Below are 17,810 nucleotides of genomic sequence, written 5' to 3'. Positions count from 1 at the left end.
AGCTTATGGAGCAAGTATAACATTAACCAAGCTACTAGTGAGCATCTTCCATCAACAACCTATCCGTGGCAATATTAGGTTCACTTTTTGCTCATTATTCTGCCGTACACAAATCCTCCGCTAACAAGAAGAATACCGCTAATTAATACGCTGCTTAAAAAGATTTGCGAATGCATCAAGTGATTATAGATCATCCACACGCTCATTTCGTCATCTCCTTTTGGCTTTTTTAACTAGTATCCCCGATTTTCTTGGCGCACATGCCGGCATTTTCACTGTTTTTTCATCAATTTTCTATATAGTTAAAGCCGTGAAGCCAATATCTTTTTTCATCGTTTTACTCCTTAAAAAGCCTGCTTATGACTCTAAAGCAGGCTTTTTTTATAGGATGAAACAAGTAATTAAGCCGTCTATCCCCACTAATTGTGCATAGTAAGGTATAATTAAAGATAGTTTCACTTTTCTAAAGTGAGAAATACATAGGAGACATCAAAGGAGACATGCAAATGACAGAACTCGAAAAAGCGAAAATTCAGCACCGAAAGCTGTCTAAGGGACAGGTATTTGGTAGGGCCATCGCTATTGCGATCGGTGCCCTGCTCATGGCCACAGGACTTGAGATTTTTCTCGTTCCAAACCACGTTGTCGACGGAGGAATTACCGGTATTTCCATCATGCTTTCGCATATTACTGGCGTAAATCTAGGAATCTTTCTTTTTGTACTAAATCTTCCGTTTGTATTTATCGGGTACAAGCAAATGGGGAAAACATTTGCCCTTTCCACTATTTTTGGCATACTGGTTTTATCCATCTTAACTTCTAGGTTTCACCATGTCCCCGCGTTTACCGCAGACGTTCTTCTTGCTACCGTTTTTGGAGGGATTATTCTCGGAATTGGAATTGGACTCGTAATTCGCTACGGCGGAGCGCTTGACGGTACGGAGATACTTGCCATTTTAATCAGCAAAAAAATTCCGTTTTCTGTAGGAGAAATTGTGATGTTTTTCAACTTCTTCATTTTAGGAGCAGCGGGATTTGTGTTCACGTGGGACCGTGCCATGTATTCCATCCTTGCGTACATCATTGCGGCCAAAGCCATTGATACAGTTGTAGAAGGATTAGAAGAATCAAAATCAGCTTGGATTATTAGTGATCATTCTGATGACATCGGCGATGCGATTAATGCGCGTCTAGGTCGAGGCGTTACCTATTTGCACGGTGAAGGTGCTTATACGGGCGATGACAAAAAAGTGATTTTCTGCATCATTACGCGCCTTGAAGAATCAAAGCTAAAAACCATTGTTGAAGATTTTGACCCTACTGCCTTTTTAGCTGTTGCAGATATTACCGAAGTCCGCGGCGGACGCTTTAAAAAACGAAACATTCACTAAAAAAACGCGCAGAAAGCACCATGCTTTCTGCGCGTTTTTTATGTAAAAGAGACTTTTTGAAACCGCTTAAACCATTCATAACAAAGAAGTACAATTAAACATAAGTCGATTAAATCGCCTCCGTAATACATCAGCATAGCCCCTTGCTGCGCCCCTTCCGTCGAGACGTGCATAGGCGGGTGAGCGTACACATATTTTGATAAAATACCGTGAGCAGCAAGAGCAAGAACCAATACGGACGCTCGGTGCGTAAAAGTTTTTTGATGCGGCGAAGGATCGATTGAAATCATCGATACGGTGAATAAATAGCCGGCTAAAAATACGTGATTATGTACAGCGACATCCACGAAAAAAGAGTGATGCATCATGCCATACAGACTTGTTGTATAAAGAATCCAAAGTCCTCCTACGTTAAGAACAGAAGCTGTCACCGGACTGCTGATGAACCGAACAAACCGCCCTTTTAAAAGTTTTGATACTTTTCTGGCTGAATGAACCGGAAGCGTGCGAAGCAGCAGCGTAAGAGGTGCTCCTAACGCCATTAAAAGCGGAGCTAGCATACCTAAAAGCAAATGCCCCGTCATATGCGCAGTAAAGTCCATATGAGCACGGGCTGCGAGCGGTCCGGCTACGGAAAATATGGCGCATAAAATACCAAGTGTCCAGCTGGACGTCCTATATAATGACCATTTTCTATACGTTGCATTTGAAGACGCTACAGCCCGCATGTATAAAAAAAAGGCAGCGGCAAAAGGCAGGGCTAATAAAAGCTGAGACAATACTTCATATTTAATCATGATGTGCACCTTGTTTACGTGTAAACCATGTTAACATGATGCCAATAAGCAGTATCAAACATGCAAGTACATTCCACGTAATATCGTAAGGTGCAATCTTCACTCCGTACCGGATTTGATGAAGTCCCATAAGCTTATGCTGCACGGTCCCGTCATAAAGCTGAAACGCCCCGGCTCCAAGCAATACTCCTCCTATCCACCTTTTCACCCACCAGCCGCCTCGGCGCCTGAGATCTGCCACCATAAAAAGTGATGCAATTGTAGCGAACCAGCTGAATGCATGAAACAAACCGTCCGACACTAAACCAGCGGCCGTTGTGGACTTATCATAAAAATGATGCCAATGAAGCAGCTGATGAAACACTGCTTCATCAATAAAAGCAACTAACCCTACGCCAAACAAAAAGCCTGACCAGCTATTTCGAGCGCGATGAACGACGCGATGATTTGTAGTTGCTTCGTGTTTCTTTTCCATATATATACCTCCCTGGCAGCTCTTTAAGTTTATATCGATTCTAATGAACGTATACCCTATTAAAGAGAAATGAATCTATAATATGGAAAAATAGGAGCTATATCCTAATATCGTTTTCACTATCTTTTCACCATAAAGGTATAGGATTGTATTTGCGAAGCCAATTAGCATATTTTTTCATAGTTTTACTCCCTTTCTAAAGACCTGTTTCCCCAAAGCAGGTCTTTTTTATATCCCGCTTTTCTTTTCACCGTTTTTTCACCATAAAGGTATAGGATAGTACTTGCGAAGCCAATTAGCATATTTTTTTCATAGTTTTACTCCTTTTGAAGATCTGCTTCCCCAGAGCAGGTCTCTTTTATATCCCGTTTCTCTTTTCACCATTTTTTCACCATAAAGGTATAGGATAGTACTTGCGAAGCCAATTAGCATATTTTTTCATAGTTTTACTCCTTTTGAAGATCTGCTTCCCCAAAGCAGGTCTTTTTTATATCCCGCTTTTCTTTTCACCGTTTTTTCACCATAAAGGTATAGAATCGTATTTGCGAAGCCAATTAGCATATTTTTTCATAGTTTTACTCCTTTTGAAGATCTGCTTCCCCAGAGCAGGTCTTTTTTTATATTCAGTTTCTCTTTTCATCATTTTTTCACCATAAAGGTATAGGATAGTACTTGCGAAGCCAATTAGCATATTTTTTTCATAGTTTTACTCCCTTTCTAGTGATCTGTTTCCCCAAAACAGGTCTTTTTTTATTTTTTCTAAAAGCTTCCATCTTTTCACCGTTTTTTCACTTTTCTTTTGTATACTAAGTTTGTCAAAGCAATTTCATCATTTTTCATAAATGACCCCTATTTATTCCCCGCTTTTTGTGAGCGGGGCTTTTTTTGTAAGAAAAGCATATTTTCACCTTATTTTTTAAAAAAGCTTTTCTCTTTTCACCGTTTTTTCACTTTTCTTTTATATACTGTTCTTGTCAAAACAATTTCATCATTTTTCATAGATGTACCCTATTTGCACCCGCTTCTTGGAAGCGGGCCTTTTTGTGTTTTCATACAAAAAAGCTTAACCCGGAGGTTAAGCTTTTTTCGTCTGCTTGCGAAGAACAAGCATCGTAATTGTAATGATAGTAAACGCGATAAACGCTAAAAAAGGAATGGTGATAAACCCAAGCCAGTTAATATATTGACCTGAGCAAGGAACACCGCTTGTACACGTTTCAAATGCTTTAAGAGCCGGTATCTTCTGCAAGCAATAATGATAGCCTGAAAGCGCCATACCAATCACAGAAAACGGCAGGACGTATTTGTAGATGACCATATCATTCCGGTACACGGCTACACCTAGCACAATCGCGAGCGGATACATTAAAATTCGCTGATACCAGCAAAGTTCACACGGGATAAAGTGAAGAACTTCACTAAACGTCAAGCTTCCAAGCATCGCGATAAGCGCTGTAATCCACCCGAAAACCAAAGACTTGTTCATTATTTGTTCTCCTTAGCCGCATCTTTGACCATTTGATCAAAGTCATCGATTGTTTTTCCTTCGAATTTTTTGCCGCCTACATAAATGGTGGGTGTACCTGTGATACCTAAATCATTGGCTGTCTTCATATCTTGATCAAACCCATCTTTTCCTTTTCCGTCTTTAAATGCACTCGCTACTTTTTTCGCATCGGCATCGCTAGATACTTCTTTCAGCGTATCTTCTAAGTAAGATTCCGTTAAGACATCTTTCTTTTCGTCCGCTGCGTTTTGCTTTTTATAAAGAAGTTCATGGAATTTCCAAAACGTATCGTTTCCAAGCTCTTTGTATACTGTTTCAGCAAACTCTGCTGCACGAGAGGAGTCATTGTTGATAAACGCATAGTTCATAAAGTAGAATTTGACTTTTCCGGTATCTACATAATCTTTTTGAATCAGCGGGAAAAAGGATTCCGTGAAGTTTTTACAAGCCGGGCATTTGTAATCTCCAAACTCTACTACTTCTACCGGAGCTGACTCTTTTCCAAGATACGGCTGATTATCATATGTAAGAGCGGCCTTTTCATCTTCTCCGCCCTTTGACATATTAGAAAGGACGATTAACCCTAAAATACAGACCGCAATAATTCCAATCACCCAAAAAATCCACTTGCTCGAGGACGTTTGCTGATTGGGCGTTACTTTTTTCTTTTTCTTTGCTTTTGACACAATTCTCATCTCCTTCTTTTCTTTCTCTCTCTCTTACAAACTTACAAAGCTGTTAGAGCTGTAAAAATTAGCGCACACAAAATAAAAAACACGTATAGCGACGTCAGCGTTAAAACAACAGGAGGCTGCATCGGCATTTTCGTTTCCGGATTTAAAATATATTGAATGCGATAATTAACCGACGTATCAGCAAATGATACGTGCGCACACGAAAGACTTGTCTGTCCCGTTTTAACCATTTTTAAAAGGGCGCTGCCGATGTGAGCAGACGTGCCATTTTTCACAATGGCATCTTGATCAGCCAGCACTTCACGCATGACTTTGAAACGTTTATGGCTCCATTTAATAAACGGAATATACCATAATGCAGAAGCAAGCGTGCTTAGTAAAAATGTTTTGAGCGGATCTTTGTTTGCAACGTGTGACTGCTCGTGGTAAATAACAGCTTCTAGTTCATTTTCATCAAGCACTGAGAGCAACCCTGTAGACAGAACGATGTGCGGTGTAAACAGCCCCATTGTTAATGCAATAGGCTGATCTGTTGTTAAAACTGTTAAATTCTTTCCGTACGCTTTTTGCAGGTGAGCCGTTGCTGTTTCATGTCGCAGCTTCGTAATCATTTTACGGACTTTCCGAATTTGAATCACTTGCTTTACAGCTTTAATGAACAGTACGAACATCGTATGAAAAATAACCGCATTCAGCATGTATTCAATAAAAAACAAGCCGAAAAAGTGGGCTACTTTGTTACAAAGTAAAATTAAGTTAAACGATAAATTCCATCCAAACAGCAAATGCAGCACATACATGCCCATTTGCATAAGCAACGTCACGGCAATAAAAAAGCACAGGTTAAAAATAAGCTTAGAACGCTTTAGTATTCCTTGATTCATTGATTATTCATCCTTTTTTAACTGTTTGACTTTTGATTCGAGCATGCTTAACAGTGAATCATCGACTTCTTCTAACGCATCAAGCATATGAGTAACAGCAAGCGAGCCAAATTCGTCGATCAATTCGTGCGTTAACTCTTTCGACTGAGCGTCGATAAATTCCTCTTTAGAAAGAATCGGCTGATACATCGACGTACGTCCTTTTAAACGCTTTTGCAACACGCCTTTTTCCACCAATCGATTCATAACGGTCATAACGGTGTTGAAGTTCACTGCTTTTTCTTTCTCAAGCACGTGCTGCACGTCTTTAATAGACATTTCACTTCCGTTCCATAAAGCCGTCATAATTTTTGCTTCAAGCGGGCCAAAAAAGCGATTAAGGCCGGTTTCGTTAAATTTGAATTTTTCAATTTTCATATTCGACACCTCACACTACTAATTGTAGTGTGAGGTGTCAAATACGTCAACTTTTCCATGACAACCGCCTTACAATTGTCATAATCACTTTTTTACTTCATCGGTTAAATGCTGAATGGACAGCACAACTGTATCAAGCTTGGCTTCGATTCGGTGAAGTAAATAAAGCGTCACCACGACTGGAAAACCAACGTCTGAAACAAGCTTAAACCACTCTGTCATCTTCCTCTCTCCTTTTAAAAAAGCCCTTCGCACCGAAGTGGAAGGACTTTCATTTTTAAATCGTAAATTCGGTTACATTTCGCTCGACGATTTGGGCGCCTTTTCTGGCAACGAGCGCTCCGCCGCTTGAAGTAAAGACATCGCTTGCAATCAGTGCGTTCATTGCTGCTGTGATGGCTGCTGCGTCTAACGTATCTTTTGGTGATTCAATCGATAGGCTTACTGCTTTTTGTGACTCATTTAAAAACTGCATCGTTAAAGTTTTCATACTCTACCTCTTTTCTTATTTTAAAAGTGAAAACGTGACAACTTCGTTGATTTCAACAAGCGGCAGCGACTGCAGGCTGGCGATGGTTTCGCTTGCTGTAATGAGTGCATCTGCAGAACTTCCAGGCTGAATGTTCATATAGGATTTTGTCTTTAAATCGGGTTTTCCATCCTCTTTTATTCCTTGTTCTAATACTAAGCGAAGCTGGCTTGAATGCTGAATTTTTTCTGCCATCTTTTATTCCCCCTTTCACTTTATATATAGAAATGGAAATAGGAAAGAGGGATGATGGAAACATAAAAATTTTTGGTTTATAATGGGAGATAGTCTGAGTTAGAAAGAGGCTTTGGTAATGAGAAAGTGGAGCTTTTTATTTTTTGTTCTAGCATTCATGCACCCAGCTTCAGCACTTGCTGACGACGGTGCAGATGAAAAAAAGCTTGGTCCGTTTTACTACACGGTTTCTCATGATTATAGTCGAGAAAAATGGGATGTAGGGGTGTTAAATCAGCAAGACAAAACGAACATTCCTGAGACTGATTTGAACGATGAAACGCTAAAATTGTTTCAGCGTACGGTTGATGATTTAGCAGACCTCGCGATTCGATTTGCTGCTATGAGCGTACTGCTTGTATGTTCACTCGTTGTTTTTACGTACTTTCGCATTCAAAAAAAACGCCCTTTTCTCCGCTTGTTTTTTGTTTTTTCAAGCGTTGGCTTTCTATTTTGCGTCTATACATCATTGGAGTTATTTAAAAAAACTGAACAAGCAAAATCTTTATTTTACTTACTATGACTTGAAACCCAAAAAAACCAGCCAATTGGCTGGTTTTTTCATGCATTTCTTACGGTTATGTACTTCTGTTCATACGTCATTTCTTCCGTTTGCTTTTGCTGCTCCAGATGGTAATAAGCAGCGCATACTCCTCCTAATCCAGCCAGTGCTAGGACAATTAGAAGTATGGATGTCGCTTTTTTCATTGCCTTTTCTCCCCTTATGTTTAACCCTACCTAGCAACGGCATCCGTAAAAGAAGAGTCCCCTTTCTCTTCTTTACTTGCTCATTACTTACGAAAGATATTATCATACTTTTTTTCACTTTTGTCATTTTTTTAGTTATTGTCAAAAAATTGTATATTTTATCCTTGGTTTAATGAGTGTTTAAGAAAGTCAATGGACTGGTTTTTTGAAAGGCCAAACGCTGTCACGATATAATCAACGTAGGCAAGAAGCTCCAGATTCCCTCCTAATTTTGTTGTTTTAAATGATCGATTAAATCGATATTGCTTTTTATCTGAAAAGACGAGCCCTTCTTCTTCTAGAAATGTTTGAAACTGCTCATGCGGAAAGTACAGCACATCGTTTCGAACGTTCTCTAAGTCAATCACAATAATCATATCTTCCAGCTCTGCTTTTAATTCCATCATACAATCAATGTATCCGCCGATGCAGCTGATTAAAGATGTGAGAAAAAAGGGTCCGTTTATATATTGAAACTGCTCAAAAATCGTCTCATCGATGTAGCTTGAAATACTTGACTTTAATACGTCATGAATTGGTTTTGATTCTTCCATGTACGGAATAGGAATATGAAACTTAGCTGATCCGTTATAAAACTGCTCCCACGCAATTGTTTTATCATACGCATCAATCACATCTGTGCTTCGAAAAATGATGGATTCCGCTGAATAAGAGGCTTTAACAAACGGTGTATGCAGCATTACCGTACTTTCCTCGTCCAAACGATAGTGTTTGGGTTCGCTAGACTTGCTTAAAATATATTGCTTTAACCGTTCTTCTTCCATTTGTTCAACTAAATGCAAATCATATAGTGGCAGCACGTACATATTACACATCCCGTAATGAATATAGCTTTTTCCATGCATCGGCCATTTTCTGTTATAGATAGACAGTTCTTTTGTGCAAAAGTCCTCTATTCGCTGCGTTTGATCCTCGGATTTTTGATAGAGTCGATCTAAATGATAGCGGTCATCGATTTCCGTAACGGGAGATGTGCCGCTTCCAATTCTTCTGTAAATCTTCCCGTAAGACATGTACGGAGGGTTCGGACCTTCGGGAATCCAAATAACAAAAACACCTTGCTCGGGGTGATCTTCAGGTGATAAAAAACGCGTAACAATACGAGGAATGGGATTGGTGACATCTTTAAGCATATTATTAATAAACAGCTCATATTCCTTGCGCTCGAGCAGGTTAATGGAATGGTCGTCTTCATCTACGCCAAAAATAAGCCACCCTCCTTTTTCATTGGCAAACGAAGCGATGATATTTGGGATTTTTCGTTTGACCGTTGAGCTTACTTCGCGCTTGAACTCAAGCTGATAGCCTTCTTCTAAATGTTTTTCCATCATGCGCTGCACATCTGAAAACTCAATTTCTCCAATTGTTTTTTTCTTTCCGTCTTCGCTTATAAATGGTGAATAAAACGATTCTTCGTTCACTTGTCTTCCCCTCCTCACCACTTCTATTTAACTTATCCATATGATGAGAAGTAAAAAGACAGTCATATTTCTTTGATTTTTTTCAAAAAACAAAGTTTTTACCAAATTAATCCTGTTTTATATTATGATAGAAAAAGAGGTGAAGAATATGATTGAAGCAATATTTTTAGACCGAGACGGAACGATTGGAGGCAGTAATGAAATACAATATCCAGGTGATTTTCAGCTGTTCCCCCACGCAAAGCAAGCGATTATCGACATAAAGAAACAAAACATTCCGCTGTTTTCCTTTACGAATCAGCCCGATATTGCAAAAGGAAAGGTAAAGAAATCACAGTTTATCTCTGAGCTTTTAGCTTTTGGATTTGATGATGTTTACCTTTGTCCTCATGAAGATTCGGACGCCTGTTCATGCCGCAAACCAAACCCCGGCATGCTGTTAAGAGCAGCCGAGGAGCACAGCTTAAATTTGGCTAACTGCATCGTGATTGGCGACCGGTGGAAAGACCTCGTAGCGGCCCATACAGCAGGGGCTCAATGTATTTTAGTGTTAACAGGTGCTGGGCACGACACGTTACATGCACGGGAAAAATGGGCTGACGTGCAAGCAGCCTTTATTGCAGCCAACGTGCAGGAAGCTGTTGAATTTATCTTTACATCACTGAGTTCACAGCCGATACTACCGCATTCACATACTCGTTAAACAGCTGATTATTCTGTAATAATTGTTCATACTGCGGAGTGGTTATTTCAAGCTGCAGTCCTTTATGCCGCTGATTGCTATTGGCGATATTTCGAGGTGAAACGCCTTTTAAATGGACGGGCGTTTCACTGATCGGAAAATTCGAAAGCGCTTGACGCACCGCTTTTTCTAACTCTTCGTCTCTTCCTCCGATATAAGTTGTGCATACATCGCTATAGGCGCCGTGAAGAGAAATGGTGATCTCTGATTTTTTAACGAGGTGACGCGCCATTTCTTCATCGTAGTTTGCAGACGTAACATGCAATTCAAACGGATTTTCTGTTTTCAGCGTTTTAAATACGTACACCGTTGCGTTCAGCTTTTCTGCTATTTTTTCTGCTACTTCTTCTGTCCCAATTTCCATCGTTCCTCCGTGAATAGCAAGCACGACAATTTCTCTCCGGCGAATGACACATTCTATTTCGTAATCAATTCCCGCTCGTTCACACTGTGATAGTTCTTGAAAACTTTGATACACATCCCTCATCCGTTTCTTCACACCTTTCTTTTATCTTTCATATACCCAGGCTTTATTTTTTCTTTTTCTTCATATAGTAAAGGTATTAACCCTTTGTTTACTCGTTTATTTTTGTTTTTATACTTTATATTTTAGTGTGCACAAAAATTTTTTTTGAAATTCGAAATAAAAGTATTGCCAAACAAACCGTCCAGACGGTAAAGTATTCTAGGGAAAATCAAAAAGGAGGAAATTCGTGTGTCTACATTTGATGATATATTGCTTGCAGCTACGCAGGTTGTACAGCGTGACGGCGTTGGAAATTTGACGCTTGAAAAAGTAGCAAAAGAAGCCGGCGTCAGTAAAGGCGGTTTGTTGTATCACTTCTCTTCAAAAGATGAATTGATTAAGCAAATGCTGTATTCAGTCACAAAGAAATATGATGACGGACTAAACGTACAAGTTGAACATGACAATTCTCCTGGCAAATGGAGCCGGGCTTATCTCGCTGAGACGCTTCATGACCTTCAGCGTGAACAAGTGATGAGCGCTGGGTTACTTGCAGGTATTGCAACCAATCCTGAACTCCTGCAGCACTTTCAAAAGCAATACGAAAAGTGGCAGCAGCACATTGAACAAGACGACATTGATCCCGTGCTTGCTACCATTGTGCGCCTAGCAGCTGACGGATTATGGTTCAGTCAAATGTTTGGGCTCGCACCCGTGGATCCAGACATGCAAAAACAGATTCAACAACAACTTCGGAAATTAACAGAGGAGGGTTTTCGATGAAAGCCTATTTATTTTTAGCGATTGCTATTAGTTCAGAGTTATTTGGTACATCTATGTTAAAAGCATCAAACGGATTTACAAAATTTTGGCCTAGTCTTGGTGTTTTATTAGGGTTTGGTCTTGCTTTCTATGCGCTCTCCACATCGCTTCAGCACATTCCACTCAGCGTTGCGTATGCCATTTGGTCTGGTGTAGGAACTGCTGTGACAGCTGTGATTGGCGTAGTTATTTGGAAAGAAAGCGGCAGTCTCACGATGGTATTTGGCATCGTATTAATCATTGCAGGAGTCATTCTTTTAAATTTAAAATCAGCGGCTCACTAAAAAAAGAGCCAGTAAATACTGACTCTTAAGCAAAGGAGGAAAATCGACTGTCTACTTATGAAAGTAGTATGTATCGTTTTCCTTTTTTTTATACTCTTTTATAGATTAAACGGGTCTAGGAATTTAACAGATGGATATTTGTCCTGGAACAAACGCCATACAAAATCGTTTTCAAACATAAGAACGGCATGTTTATCACGATCTTCTACTAGCATCACGCGAGAATCTAGCATGCGATCTTCAATTGTTGATTTGTCTACCCATTTTGCAATGTTATGAGACATGCGCGTGAATTCAAGATCGACATTGTACTCACCTTTCATACGGTGTTCAAACACTTGGAACTGAAGTTCACCGACTGCTCCTAAAATGTAATCTCCAAAGAACGGCGTACGGTAAAGCTGTACGGCTCCTTCTTGTACAAGCTGATTAATCCCTTTTTCAAAGTGCTTAGATTTCATTGCATTTTTCGCACGAACTTTTACAAACAGTTCAGGCGGGAACTTTGGAAGAGCATCAAATTCGAATACTTTTCCCTCTCCTACAATGGTATCGCCAATCTGATACGTACCCGAGTCATACAAGCCAATGATATCCCCTGGATACGCTGTGTCTACTGTTTCACGGCTTGATGCCAAGAACTGATGAGACTGCGCTAGCTTCATTTTACGGTTCGTTCTTGCTAACGTCACGTTCATTCCACGCTCGAATTTCCCTGAACATACGCGTACGAACGCAATGCGGTCGCGGTGAGCTGGGTTCATGTTCGCTTGAATTTTAAAGATGAAACCTGAGAAGTTTTCATCCGTAGGCTGAACGGTGCCATTCGTTGATTCACGAGGCTGCGGCGGTGATGTTAATTGTAAAAATGAATTAAAGAAAGACTGTACACCAAAGTTTGCAATCGCACTTCCGAAGAAAACAGGTGTTAATAGGCCTTGCTTTACTTTTTCAATTGAAAAATCATTACCTGCTTCGTCTAATAGAGATAAATCATCCACTAAGCCTGGTAAATACATTTCATCGACGTGTTTTTTAATTTCATCGTCGATATTTTCACCGTCAAAGTCTGCAAAATATGACTCTTTGTTTCCTTGGTATACCTCAATTTGTTTTGAAAAGCGGTCATACGTTCCTTGGAATCGTTTCCCCATGCCAATTGGCCACGTTACGGGGTATGATTCAATACCGAGTACATCTTCAATTTCTTCAAGCAGCTCAAGCGGCTCTTTTCCTTCACGGTCTAATTTATTGATAAATGTTAGAATAGGAATACCGCGCATACGACAAACTTTAAAAAGTTTAAGCGTTTGTGCTTCAATTCCTTTTGTTCCGTCAATAACCATGACCGCACTGTCTACAGCCGTTAGGGTACGATACGTATCCTCACTGAAGTCTTCGTGTCCTGGTGTATCCAAGATGTTAATAAAGTGATCTTTATACTCAAACTGCATAACACTTGATGTAACCGAAATTCCACGTTGTTTTTCGATTTCCATCCAGTCAGATGTAGCAAACTTGCCTGATTTTTTTCCTTTAACCGTTCCGGCTGAACGAATCATTCCGCCCAGTAACAGCATTTTTTCTGTTAACGTTGTTTTCCCGGCATCCGGGTGAGAAATAATGGCGAATGTACGACGTGAATCGACCATCGTTTCTTGAAGTTGGTTGTTCATACGTTTTAAAATCCTTTCTGCTCTACAATTCCTATTTTCATCATTTCATTATACGCTTTTTTTATACTGCGTGACTAGTTTTTTTCATATTTGAATACTTCTACAAAATCAAAGAAATCGTCAACAAGGTGTAAAAAGCGAACAAGAAAAGACCCCTTTTATAAAAGGGGCCTTCTCCCAGTTTAGTTTAACGAACGACCAGAGAAACGTTCTGCTGATCGGCTTAAACTTTATAAAAAAAATTACTTTTGAACGTTAGCAGCTTGTGGTCCACGGTTGCCTTCAACGATTTCAAATGTAACTTCTTGACCTTCTTCTAAAGTTTTGAAACCTTCGCCTTGGATAGCAGAGAAATGAACGAATACATCGTCTTGTCCTTCTACTTCGATGAAACCGAAACCTTTTTCAGCGTTGAACCATTTTACTTTACCTTGTAACATATCTCTTTTCCTCCTTGTGTGACAATCCACACATTGTGTATTACTCTATTCCTGCTCTTACAATAAGTCAAGACGAACACTTCGAACTATCCTTACCGAACAAAAATAAGCACTTTTATTGTAACAAATCCCCCCAAAAATTTCAAAGGAATTTGCACATTCTTTTTGTTTGCTTTGGTCCCTTACCTACAGCCTTTCCGCCCCTTTTTAAGTAGCCGAATGTGAACGCATTATCCGCATTTCTTCTTGGTGTTTTTTCTTGTATAACGATCCTTTAAATGGATAACGCTATAGAGATAGATACTCTTTCTATTTATGAGAAAGCAGGTGACATCACAACCTATGGAAGACATTCTCATGTCCCTTCTTAGAACCTTTGTTTCTTTCCTTATCTTAAGCATTACAACTTTCCTGATTGGAAAACAAATTAACACGCATAATAATCATTTTACATTTGCGATGTCCATCATCATTGGGTCGTTCATCGCAAATATGGGATTTGATTTAAAATTAAAATTTCTGCCGATGTTCGCTTCTTTTGCTTTTCTTGTGGCCATTCATTTTCTTTTAGCATCAACAGCTCTAAAAAGCAGGCGCTTGCGAAAATGGATTACAGGACGCCCGACGGTTATTATGGAAAAAGGAAAGCTTCTTGAAGCAAATATGAAAAAAGTCAAATATTCTATTGACGACTTGAATCAGCATTTACGAGAACTAGGAACGTTCAACATTGCTTAAGTAGAATTTGCTGTTTTAGAAGTAAGCGGAAAACTGTCGGTGTTAAAGAAAACTGCTTATCAAAACATTGCCAAACAGGACGTTTTGTCTAAGCCGTTTAAAGAAATGAATTTACCGGTAGAACTCATCATGGACGGAGAAATTATTCATAAAAATTTAACATCTCAATATACCGAACAGTGAATCAACCTTGAGCTTTCAAATCGCCAGCTTCAGTTGAACCAAGTGCTGTATGCAGTTGTGTCAACAAACGGCATGCTCTATGTAGATGAGTATAAAGATCAGCTGTCCGCTCCTACAGACAGAGAATAAGGTTGAGACATAACTAAATTACGCCACTCTAAAGGCAGACAAATGAGGTGAATAAGTTCGTATGGATCGCCTGAGACATCGCTGTTGGTTTCCGTACAGGGCTTTACTTTCCGCAGGCGGCCGGAGTCTTCGCCTTGCTCTCCAATAAAAAGCTAGAAGCAATTACATACATAAAACCTATGTTCACGACCATCATAAAAAAAATCCGAACAAGTTCGATTCTCCATCAAGAATCAAACTCGTTCGGATAAAATGTGTTTGTCCCAGTTTTACTGTGCCATTTCTTCAACGGTTCCTTCTTTTAAGCCATAATAGTTCCGTTCGAATCGCTTTATTTCTTGATCATAACGGCGTACTTTTGCATCGGCTAGCTGACGGCTTTGTTTTGTTTCTTCAAGCAGTTCGACCTGCTGATTAATTTGAAAAATAGTCGTCGTCAGCTCGTCTTGATAATCATAAATTTCATTTTGAATATCCACGCATACGGGCAAGCGATTTGCTAAAATAAAGTCGGTCATTTGCATAAGCACTTTTTTACGCTCTACTTCTTTCACTTTGCTTTTGACGGCTCGTTCTGCAGAACGGAACGTCAGCCTTACTTTAGAGAAGAAGTCACCTTTAATCGAAAGCTTGCGCTGCAGTTCTTCTACATCTTGTTTTAATGATTCATGCTCTTCAATCATTTTTTGAAGCACAAGCCCTCCGTTTAACGACGTAAGCTCCATTTCATCGAGCTGATGGCGAATGGCTGTTTTGAGCGTTTCAATTTGCTTCACCGTCTTTTTCTCCGTAGCTCGGAGCTGCTTAACATACTGCTCTGTTTTATAAATAAAGCTGTCTAACCGTTCACGGTCAAACAGTGACTGCTCTTTCTTTTTCATATAATCTTGATACGCTGTGTGTACAGATGACCACTTGATCAGCAGAGACTGATAATTCAACAGCTCATCCTGATGCTCAAGCTTGTACGTCCACATCAGCTGAACAACTACTAATAACAGCGGTAAAAAAGTTCCAGCTTCTTTGCGTTTTGCAATAATTTCATGACTTTCAAAGCTCGCCATTAAAAACAGCGGCGCATTCATACTAAATAGCAGTGCTGGCGGGTAATTAACGGGAATAAAGATACTCATTACGGTTGCCATAAGGCCTGAAATAGCAGGGTATGCGTGCGGAGGAAGCTGTTTGTACAGTTCAATTGTCCCTTTTTTCTGCAGCAGTTTCACAAGTGCTTCCTGCTGATATTCTCCTAATGCATCAATCATTCTTTCCTGATACATGGGGGGCAGCTGTTCAATCCAATTCATCAGCTGCTGCTGAAACACAGCTTGCTGACGATTTGTAGCAATCATGTATTGCGAATCAATTAGATGAAAGAACAGCCGGATTTGATGGCGCATTACGTCTTCTAGCGTATGACAGCGTGCAATTGAAAACAGCTCATTGTATTTAGATACAAGCAAATTTCCAATGTTATCGCTTAGCTCGTACAGCTCGCCATTTGTTGTAGCATGGGAAACAGGAAGTTCAAAAAACTTCGCCATTTCAAGCAAAATATGCAGATGCATGTCTACTTCAGGCTGTTTTTCAAGCAATTTCATTTCTTCTACCAATGACGCTTGAAAATCCGTATGCTCCGTTTGCTGATACTGTGCTGACATTTCCGTATAAATGCGGTGGTCACATAACACATAAGCAGCTCTTAGGATATCGCCTTTAGACGTAAGCAACCCATACAATAACTGTTGTCCGTTCATCTTCACACCGTCCTTCATTAGATTTTCTTACTATAGCTTTCTATCATTTTATACTTTTTCTATAAATTCGATGCAATAGTTCAAATTTCCTGTTATCTTTCTTCTTGCTTCCTTAATACAAAGAGTGCCGTCCAACATGACATCAGTGCAGGCGGAATGGTCCAAGTCATATATCGCCACTCACCCGTCACAAGCGCCATAATGAGAAAGATGAGCGGAAAACCTATTAGTACTATGATAACGCGTGCTCGGCTTACCGATTTTTTCATAGTGCATCGCCCCTTCTGTTCGTCCCTTATTCCTATCATACCCTTTCGCTTCTATAGCATTAAACACCTTTATAAACCGTTCGTACATTTCTTTGTTTTCTAGACAGTCTATGACATAAGTTTTAAAAAAGAACAGAGGATACCTCTTACTTTGGTGAATCTCGTAAGCAGCTTTTATGTTTTGACAAGCTAAATCGAGAAAAATGTGTTATGGTAAAAGAAAATTTCGTTTTTACTACCTACATTGAAACGAAAGGGTTGATCGTATGAACATTTTTTTGATTGGCGCAAGCGGCAGGACCGGACAGGAATTAATAAAGCAAGCGATTAAAAACGGACATTATGTAAAAGCATTTGTGCGAAATCCATCTAAACTTAAGATAACGCATGCGAACGTACACATCATACAAGGCGACGTGCTTGATTATTATGAAGTGTGTCAGGCCATGCGAGGGTGTGATGCAGTAATTTCTTGTCTTGGAACCGAAAATCTAGGGCATTCTACCCTTTTAGTAGAAACGACAAATCTGCTGATTCAATGTATGAACGAAAACGGAATTCAGCGTATCGCCTACACGGCTTCTGCCGGAATCGACGGAGAAATTCCAGGCATGACGGGCTGGCTTGCTCAGCGTATTTTAAAAAATGTGCTTCGCGATCATCACGAAGCCGTGAAGCTCTTGAAGGTAAGCGGACTCGACTGGACTGTTGCTCGGCCAATGGGTTTAACGAGCGGTCCATTAACTGCGTATTATCGTATAGGAGAAGCTAGCATACCAGAAAACGGACGCAACATCAGCCGTTCTGACGTCGCTCATTTTCTCCTTCAAGCCGTAGAAAACAACAGGCACATAAAAAAATCACTAAGTCTTTCATATTAAGTGTTCTAAAGGAGTGTTGATAGTGAACCTATCAAAAATTTTTCTGAAAATAAGTCTTGTACTTTTAATGGCATGCGTCTTTATTGAAGGTAATTTTCAGGTGGCGCTTGGCATCTTTGCTGCTGTTTGCATGCTTGTCATCATTTTTGCCAAGCCTCTTTCAAAATCGCTGCTTCCTGCTAATAAAAAACCAGGAAAAAAAGACCGCGAAACATTAATGATGATCATTGGTGTCATCGTTTTTATTTCAGGAAGCTTTTTTATTGCGTAGTAGTATTGTAAAGAAAACAGGCTTAAACCCACAT

24 protein-coding genes and 1 pseudogene are annotated in these 17,810 nt (G+C 39.8%); 8 read left to right on the top strand and 17 right to left on the bottom strand.

Translation table 11 applies throughout. The features are described 5' to 3' along the window. Positions 1-80: 80 nt before the first annotated feature. A complete protein-coding gene (locus AC2YJL_RS08145; RefSeq protein ID WP_269067657.1) occupies positions 81-206 on the bottom strand; it encodes a hypothetical protein in 126 nt (41 codons plus the stop codon). A gap of 300 nt (positions 207-506) precedes the next feature. On the opposite strand from AC2YJL_RS08145, the gene AC2YJL_RS08140 reads away from it, so the two are divergent. Further along, positions 507-1,391, top strand: coding sequence for a YitT family protein (locus AC2YJL_RS08140; RefSeq protein ID WP_033580547.1), 885 nt, complete (start codon positions 507-509; stop codon positions 1,389-1,391). Between the two features lie 38 nt (positions 1,392-1,429). Here AC2YJL_RS08140 and AC2YJL_RS08135 read toward each other — a convergent pair whose 3' ends face one another. The 9 genes from AC2YJL_RS08135 to AC2YJL_RS08095 form a co-directional block, all read right to left on the bottom strand. Further along, a complete protein-coding gene (locus tag AC2YJL_RS08135) occupies positions 1,430-2,188 on the bottom strand; it encodes a cytochrome c oxidase assembly protein (RefSeq protein ID WP_230933057.1) in 759 nt (252 codons plus the stop codon). Further along, positions 2,181-2,663 (bottom strand): DUF2243 domain-containing protein, encoded by a 483-nt coding sequence (locus AC2YJL_RS08130; protein ID WP_487374702.1) that lies wholly within the window; start codon positions 2,661-2,663, stop codon positions 2,181-2,183. Before AC2YJL_RS08130 ends, AC2YJL_RS08135 begins: the two co-directional genes overlap by 8 nt. A gap of 1,075 nt (positions 2,664-3,738) precedes the next feature. Next, a complete protein-coding gene (locus AC2YJL_RS08125) occupies positions 3,739-4,149 on the bottom strand; it encodes a disulfide oxidoreductase (protein WP_195696518.1) in 411 nt (136 codons plus the stop codon). Beyond that, entirely contained in the window at positions 4,149-4,856 is a 708-nt protein-coding gene (locus AC2YJL_RS08120) for a DsbA family protein (RefSeq protein WP_230933059.1), read from the bottom strand. The genes AC2YJL_RS08125 and AC2YJL_RS08120 overlap by 1 nt, the downstream gene beginning before the upstream one ends. A gap of 41 nt (positions 4,857-4,897) precedes the next feature. Next, positions 4,898-5,749: a M56 family metallopeptidase gene (locus AC2YJL_RS08115; protein ID WP_195696516.1), complete on the bottom strand. Its 852-nt coding sequence runs from the start codon at positions 5,747-5,749 to the stop codon at positions 4,898-4,900. Positions 5,750-5,752: 3 nt separating this feature from the next. Next, a complete protein-coding gene (locus AC2YJL_RS08110) occupies positions 5,753-6,166 on the bottom strand; it encodes a BlaI/MecI/CopY family transcriptional regulator (protein ID WP_013057865.1) in 414 nt (137 codons plus the stop codon). A gap of 84 nt (positions 6,167-6,250) precedes the next feature. Then, positions 6,251-6,388 (bottom strand): YvrJ family protein, encoded by a 138-nt coding sequence (locus tag AC2YJL_RS08105; RefSeq protein ID WP_195696515.1) that lies wholly within the window; start codon positions 6,386-6,388, stop codon positions 6,251-6,253. A 55-nt stretch (positions 6,389-6,443) separates the two neighbouring features. Beyond that, positions 6,444-6,656, bottom strand: a complete 213-nt coding sequence (locus AC2YJL_RS08100) for a DUF2922 domain-containing protein (protein ID WP_013057867.1) — start codon at positions 6,654-6,656, stop codon at positions 6,444-6,446. Between the two features lie 15 nt (positions 6,657-6,671). Then, complete coding sequence (locus AC2YJL_RS08095) at positions 6,672-6,890, bottom strand: DUF1659 domain-containing protein (protein ID WP_013057868.1); 219 nt, start codon at positions 6,888-6,890, stop codon at positions 6,672-6,674. 118 nt (positions 6,891-7,008) lie between these two features. Between AC2YJL_RS08095 and AC2YJL_RS08090 the strand changes: the two genes are divergently transcribed. Next, entirely contained in the window at positions 7,009-7,452 is a 444-nt protein-coding gene (locus tag AC2YJL_RS08090; protein WP_028409250.1) for a hypothetical protein, read from the top strand. Positions 7,453-7,490: 38 nt separating this feature from the next. Here AC2YJL_RS08090 and AC2YJL_RS08085 read toward each other — a convergent pair whose 3' ends face one another. Further along, entirely contained in the window at positions 7,491-7,637 is a 147-nt protein-coding gene (locus AC2YJL_RS08085; protein WP_013057870.1) for a hypothetical protein, read from the bottom strand. Between the two features lie 158 nt (positions 7,638-7,795). Beyond that, a complete protein-coding gene (locus AC2YJL_RS08080; RefSeq protein ID WP_251568664.1) occupies positions 7,796-9,118 on the bottom strand; it encodes an AlbA family DNA-binding domain-containing protein in 1,323 nt (440 codons plus the stop codon). A 148-nt stretch (positions 9,119-9,266) separates the two neighbouring features. On the opposite strand from AC2YJL_RS08080, the gene AC2YJL_RS08075 reads away from it, so the two are divergent. Then, positions 9,267-9,821, top strand: a complete 555-nt coding sequence (locus AC2YJL_RS08075) for an HAD-IIIA family hydrolase (RefSeq protein ID WP_195696513.1) — start codon at positions 9,267-9,269, stop codon at positions 9,819-9,821. Here the strand turns inward: AC2YJL_RS08075 and AC2YJL_RS08070 are convergent. Then, complete coding sequence (locus AC2YJL_RS08070; protein ID WP_195696512.1) at positions 9,772-10,347, bottom strand: poly-gamma-glutamate hydrolase family protein; 576 nt, start codon at positions 10,345-10,347, stop codon at positions 9,772-9,774. The genes AC2YJL_RS08075 and AC2YJL_RS08070 overlap by 50 nt on opposite strands. Before the next feature lie 228 nt (positions 10,348-10,575). Here AC2YJL_RS08070 and AC2YJL_RS08065 point away from each other — a divergent pair, with 228 nt between their 5' ends. Together AC2YJL_RS08065 and AC2YJL_RS08060 are read left to right on the top strand one after the other, a co-directional pair. Beyond that, a complete protein-coding gene (locus AC2YJL_RS08065) occupies positions 10,576-11,109 on the top strand; it encodes a TetR/AcrR family transcriptional regulator (protein WP_043981414.1) in 534 nt (177 codons plus the stop codon). Then, entirely contained in the window at positions 11,106-11,432 is a 327-nt protein-coding gene (locus AC2YJL_RS08060; protein ID WP_195696511.1) for a DMT family transporter, read from the top strand. The genes AC2YJL_RS08065 and AC2YJL_RS08060 overlap by 4 nt, the downstream gene beginning before the upstream one ends. Before the next feature lie 98 nt (positions 11,433-11,530). On the opposite strand, the gene AC2YJL_RS08055 is transcribed toward AC2YJL_RS08060, so the two are convergent. Further along, positions 11,531-13,108: a peptide chain release factor 3 gene (locus AC2YJL_RS08055; protein ID WP_016764821.1), complete on the bottom strand. Its 1,578-nt coding sequence runs from the start codon at positions 13,106-13,108 to the stop codon at positions 11,531-11,533. A 242-nt stretch (positions 13,109-13,350) separates the two neighbouring features. Continuing rightward, positions 13,351-13,548, bottom strand: coding sequence for a cold-shock protein CspD (gene cspD, locus AC2YJL_RS08050; RefSeq protein ID WP_013057877.1), 198 nt, complete (start codon positions 13,546-13,548; stop codon positions 13,351-13,353). A gap of 315 nt (positions 13,549-13,863) precedes the next feature. Here cspD and AC2YJL_RS08045 point away from each other — a divergent pair. Continuing rightward, positions 13,864-14,469: pseudogene (locus tag AC2YJL_RS08045) on the top strand (DUF421 domain-containing protein). 398 nt (positions 14,470-14,867) lie between these two features. Here the strand turns inward: AC2YJL_RS08045 and AC2YJL_RS08040 are convergent. Together AC2YJL_RS08040 and AC2YJL_RS08035 are read right to left on the bottom strand one after the other, a co-directional pair. Continuing rightward, positions 14,868-16,355 carry a hypothetical protein gene (locus tag AC2YJL_RS08040; RefSeq protein WP_050691542.1) on the bottom strand — a complete coding sequence of 496 codons (1,488 nt, stop codon included), beginning with the start codon at positions 16,353-16,355 and terminating at the stop codon, positions 14,868-14,870. Positions 16,356-16,447: 92 nt separating this feature from the next. After that, positions 16,448-16,624: a hypothetical protein gene (locus AC2YJL_RS08035; RefSeq protein WP_016764823.1), complete on the bottom strand. Its 177-nt coding sequence runs from the start codon at positions 16,622-16,624 to the stop codon at positions 16,448-16,450. A 266-nt stretch (positions 16,625-16,890) separates the two neighbouring features. Between AC2YJL_RS08035 and AC2YJL_RS08030 the strand changes: the two genes are divergently transcribed. Next, positions 16,891-17,505, top strand: coding sequence for an NAD(P)-dependent oxidoreductase (locus AC2YJL_RS08030; protein ID WP_195696510.1), 615 nt, complete (start codon positions 16,891-16,893; stop codon positions 17,503-17,505). A 22-nt stretch (positions 17,506-17,527) separates the two neighbouring features. After that, positions 17,528-17,776 carry a hypothetical protein gene (locus tag AC2YJL_RS08025; protein ID WP_487374701.1) on the top strand — a complete coding sequence of 83 codons (249 nt, stop codon included), beginning with the start codon at positions 17,528-17,530 and terminating at the stop codon, positions 17,774-17,776. The last annotated feature ends 34 nt before the right edge of the window (positions 17,777-17,810 follow it).

The sequence above is a fragment of the Priestia sp. SRI_019 genome (assembly GCF_057586255.1).
Note: the sequence above shows the minus strand (reverse complement) of the source record. Positions and strands in the feature narration are given on the sequence as shown.

What these genes read in the sequence shown, in the direction of transcription:
- AC2YJL_RS08115 (WP_195696516.1), bottom strand. Translation starts at nt 5,749, where the DNA reads ATGAATCAAGGAATACTAAAGCGTTCTAAGCTTATTTTTAACCTGTGC.
- AC2YJL_RS08035 (WP_016764823.1), bottom strand. Translation starts at nt 16,624, where the DNA reads ATGAAAAAATCGGTAAGCCGAGCACGCGTTATCATAGTACTAATAGGT.
- AC2YJL_RS08105 (WP_195696515.1), bottom strand. Translation starts at nt 6,388, where the DNA reads ATGACAGAGTGGTTTAAGCTTGTTTCAGACGTTGGTTTTCCAGTCGTG.
- AC2YJL_RS08100 (WP_013057867.1), bottom strand. Translation starts at nt 6,656, where the DNA reads ATGAAAACTTTAACGATGCAGTTTTTAAATGAGTCACAAAAAGCAGTA.
- AC2YJL_RS08130 (WP_487374702.1), bottom strand. Translation starts at nt 2,663, where the DNA reads ATGGAAAAGAAACACGAAGCAACTACAAATCATCGCGTCGTTCATCGC.
- AC2YJL_RS08070 (WP_195696512.1), bottom strand. Translation starts at nt 10,347, where the DNA reads ATGAGGGATGTGTATCAAAGTTTTCAAGAACTATCACAGTGTGAACGA.
- AC2YJL_RS08085 (WP_013057870.1), bottom strand. Translation starts at nt 7,637, where the DNA reads ATGAAAAAAGCGACATCCATACTTCTAATTGTCCTAGCACTGGCTGGA.
- AC2YJL_RS08055 (WP_016764821.1), bottom strand. Translation starts at nt 13,108, where the DNA reads ATGAACAACCAACTTCAAGAAACGATGGTCGATTCACGTCGTACATTC.
- AC2YJL_RS08095 (WP_013057868.1), bottom strand. Translation starts at nt 6,890, where the DNA reads ATGGCAGAAAAAATTCAGCATTCAAGCCAGCTTCGCTTAGTATTAGAA.
- AC2YJL_RS08110 (WP_013057865.1), bottom strand. Translation starts at nt 6,166, where the DNA reads ATGAAAATTGAAAAATTCAAATTTAACGAAACCGGCCTTAATCGCTTT.
- cspD (WP_013057877.1), bottom strand. Translation starts at nt 13,548, where the DNA reads ATGTTACAAGGTAAAGTAAAATGGTTCAACGCTGAAAAAGGTTTCGGT.
- AC2YJL_RS08060 (WP_195696511.1), top strand. Translation starts at nt 11,106, where the DNA reads ATGAAAGCCTATTTATTTTTAGCGATTGCTATTAGTTCAGAGTTATTT.
- AC2YJL_RS08090 (WP_028409250.1), top strand. Translation starts at nt 7,009, where the DNA reads ATGAGAAAGTGGAGCTTTTTATTTTTTGTTCTAGCATTCATGCACCCA.
- AC2YJL_RS08125 (WP_195696518.1), bottom strand. Translation starts at nt 4,149, where the DNA reads ATGAACAAGTCTTTGGTTTTCGGGTGGATTACAGCGCTTATCGCGATG.
- AC2YJL_RS08135 (WP_230933057.1), bottom strand. Translation starts at nt 2,188, where the DNA reads ATGATTAAATATGAAGTATTGTCTCAGCTTTTATTAGCCCTGCCTTTT.
- AC2YJL_RS08140 (WP_033580547.1), top strand. Translation starts at nt 507, where the DNA reads ATGACAGAACTCGAAAAAGCGAAAATTCAGCACCGAAAGCTGTCTAAG.
- AC2YJL_RS08145 (WP_269067657.1), bottom strand. Translation starts at nt 206, where the DNA reads ATGAGCGTGTGGATGATCTATAATCACTTGATGCATTCGCAAATCTTT.
- AC2YJL_RS08030 (WP_195696510.1), top strand. Translation starts at nt 16,891, where the DNA reads ATGAACATTTTTTTGATTGGCGCAAGCGGCAGGACCGGACAGGAATTA.
- AC2YJL_RS08040 (WP_050691542.1), bottom strand. Translation starts at nt 16,355, where the DNA reads ATGAACGGACAACAGTTATTGTATGGGTTGCTTACGTCTAAAGGCGAT.
- AC2YJL_RS08075 (WP_195696513.1), top strand. Translation starts at nt 9,267, where the DNA reads ATGATTGAAGCAATATTTTTAGACCGAGACGGAACGATTGGAGGCAGT.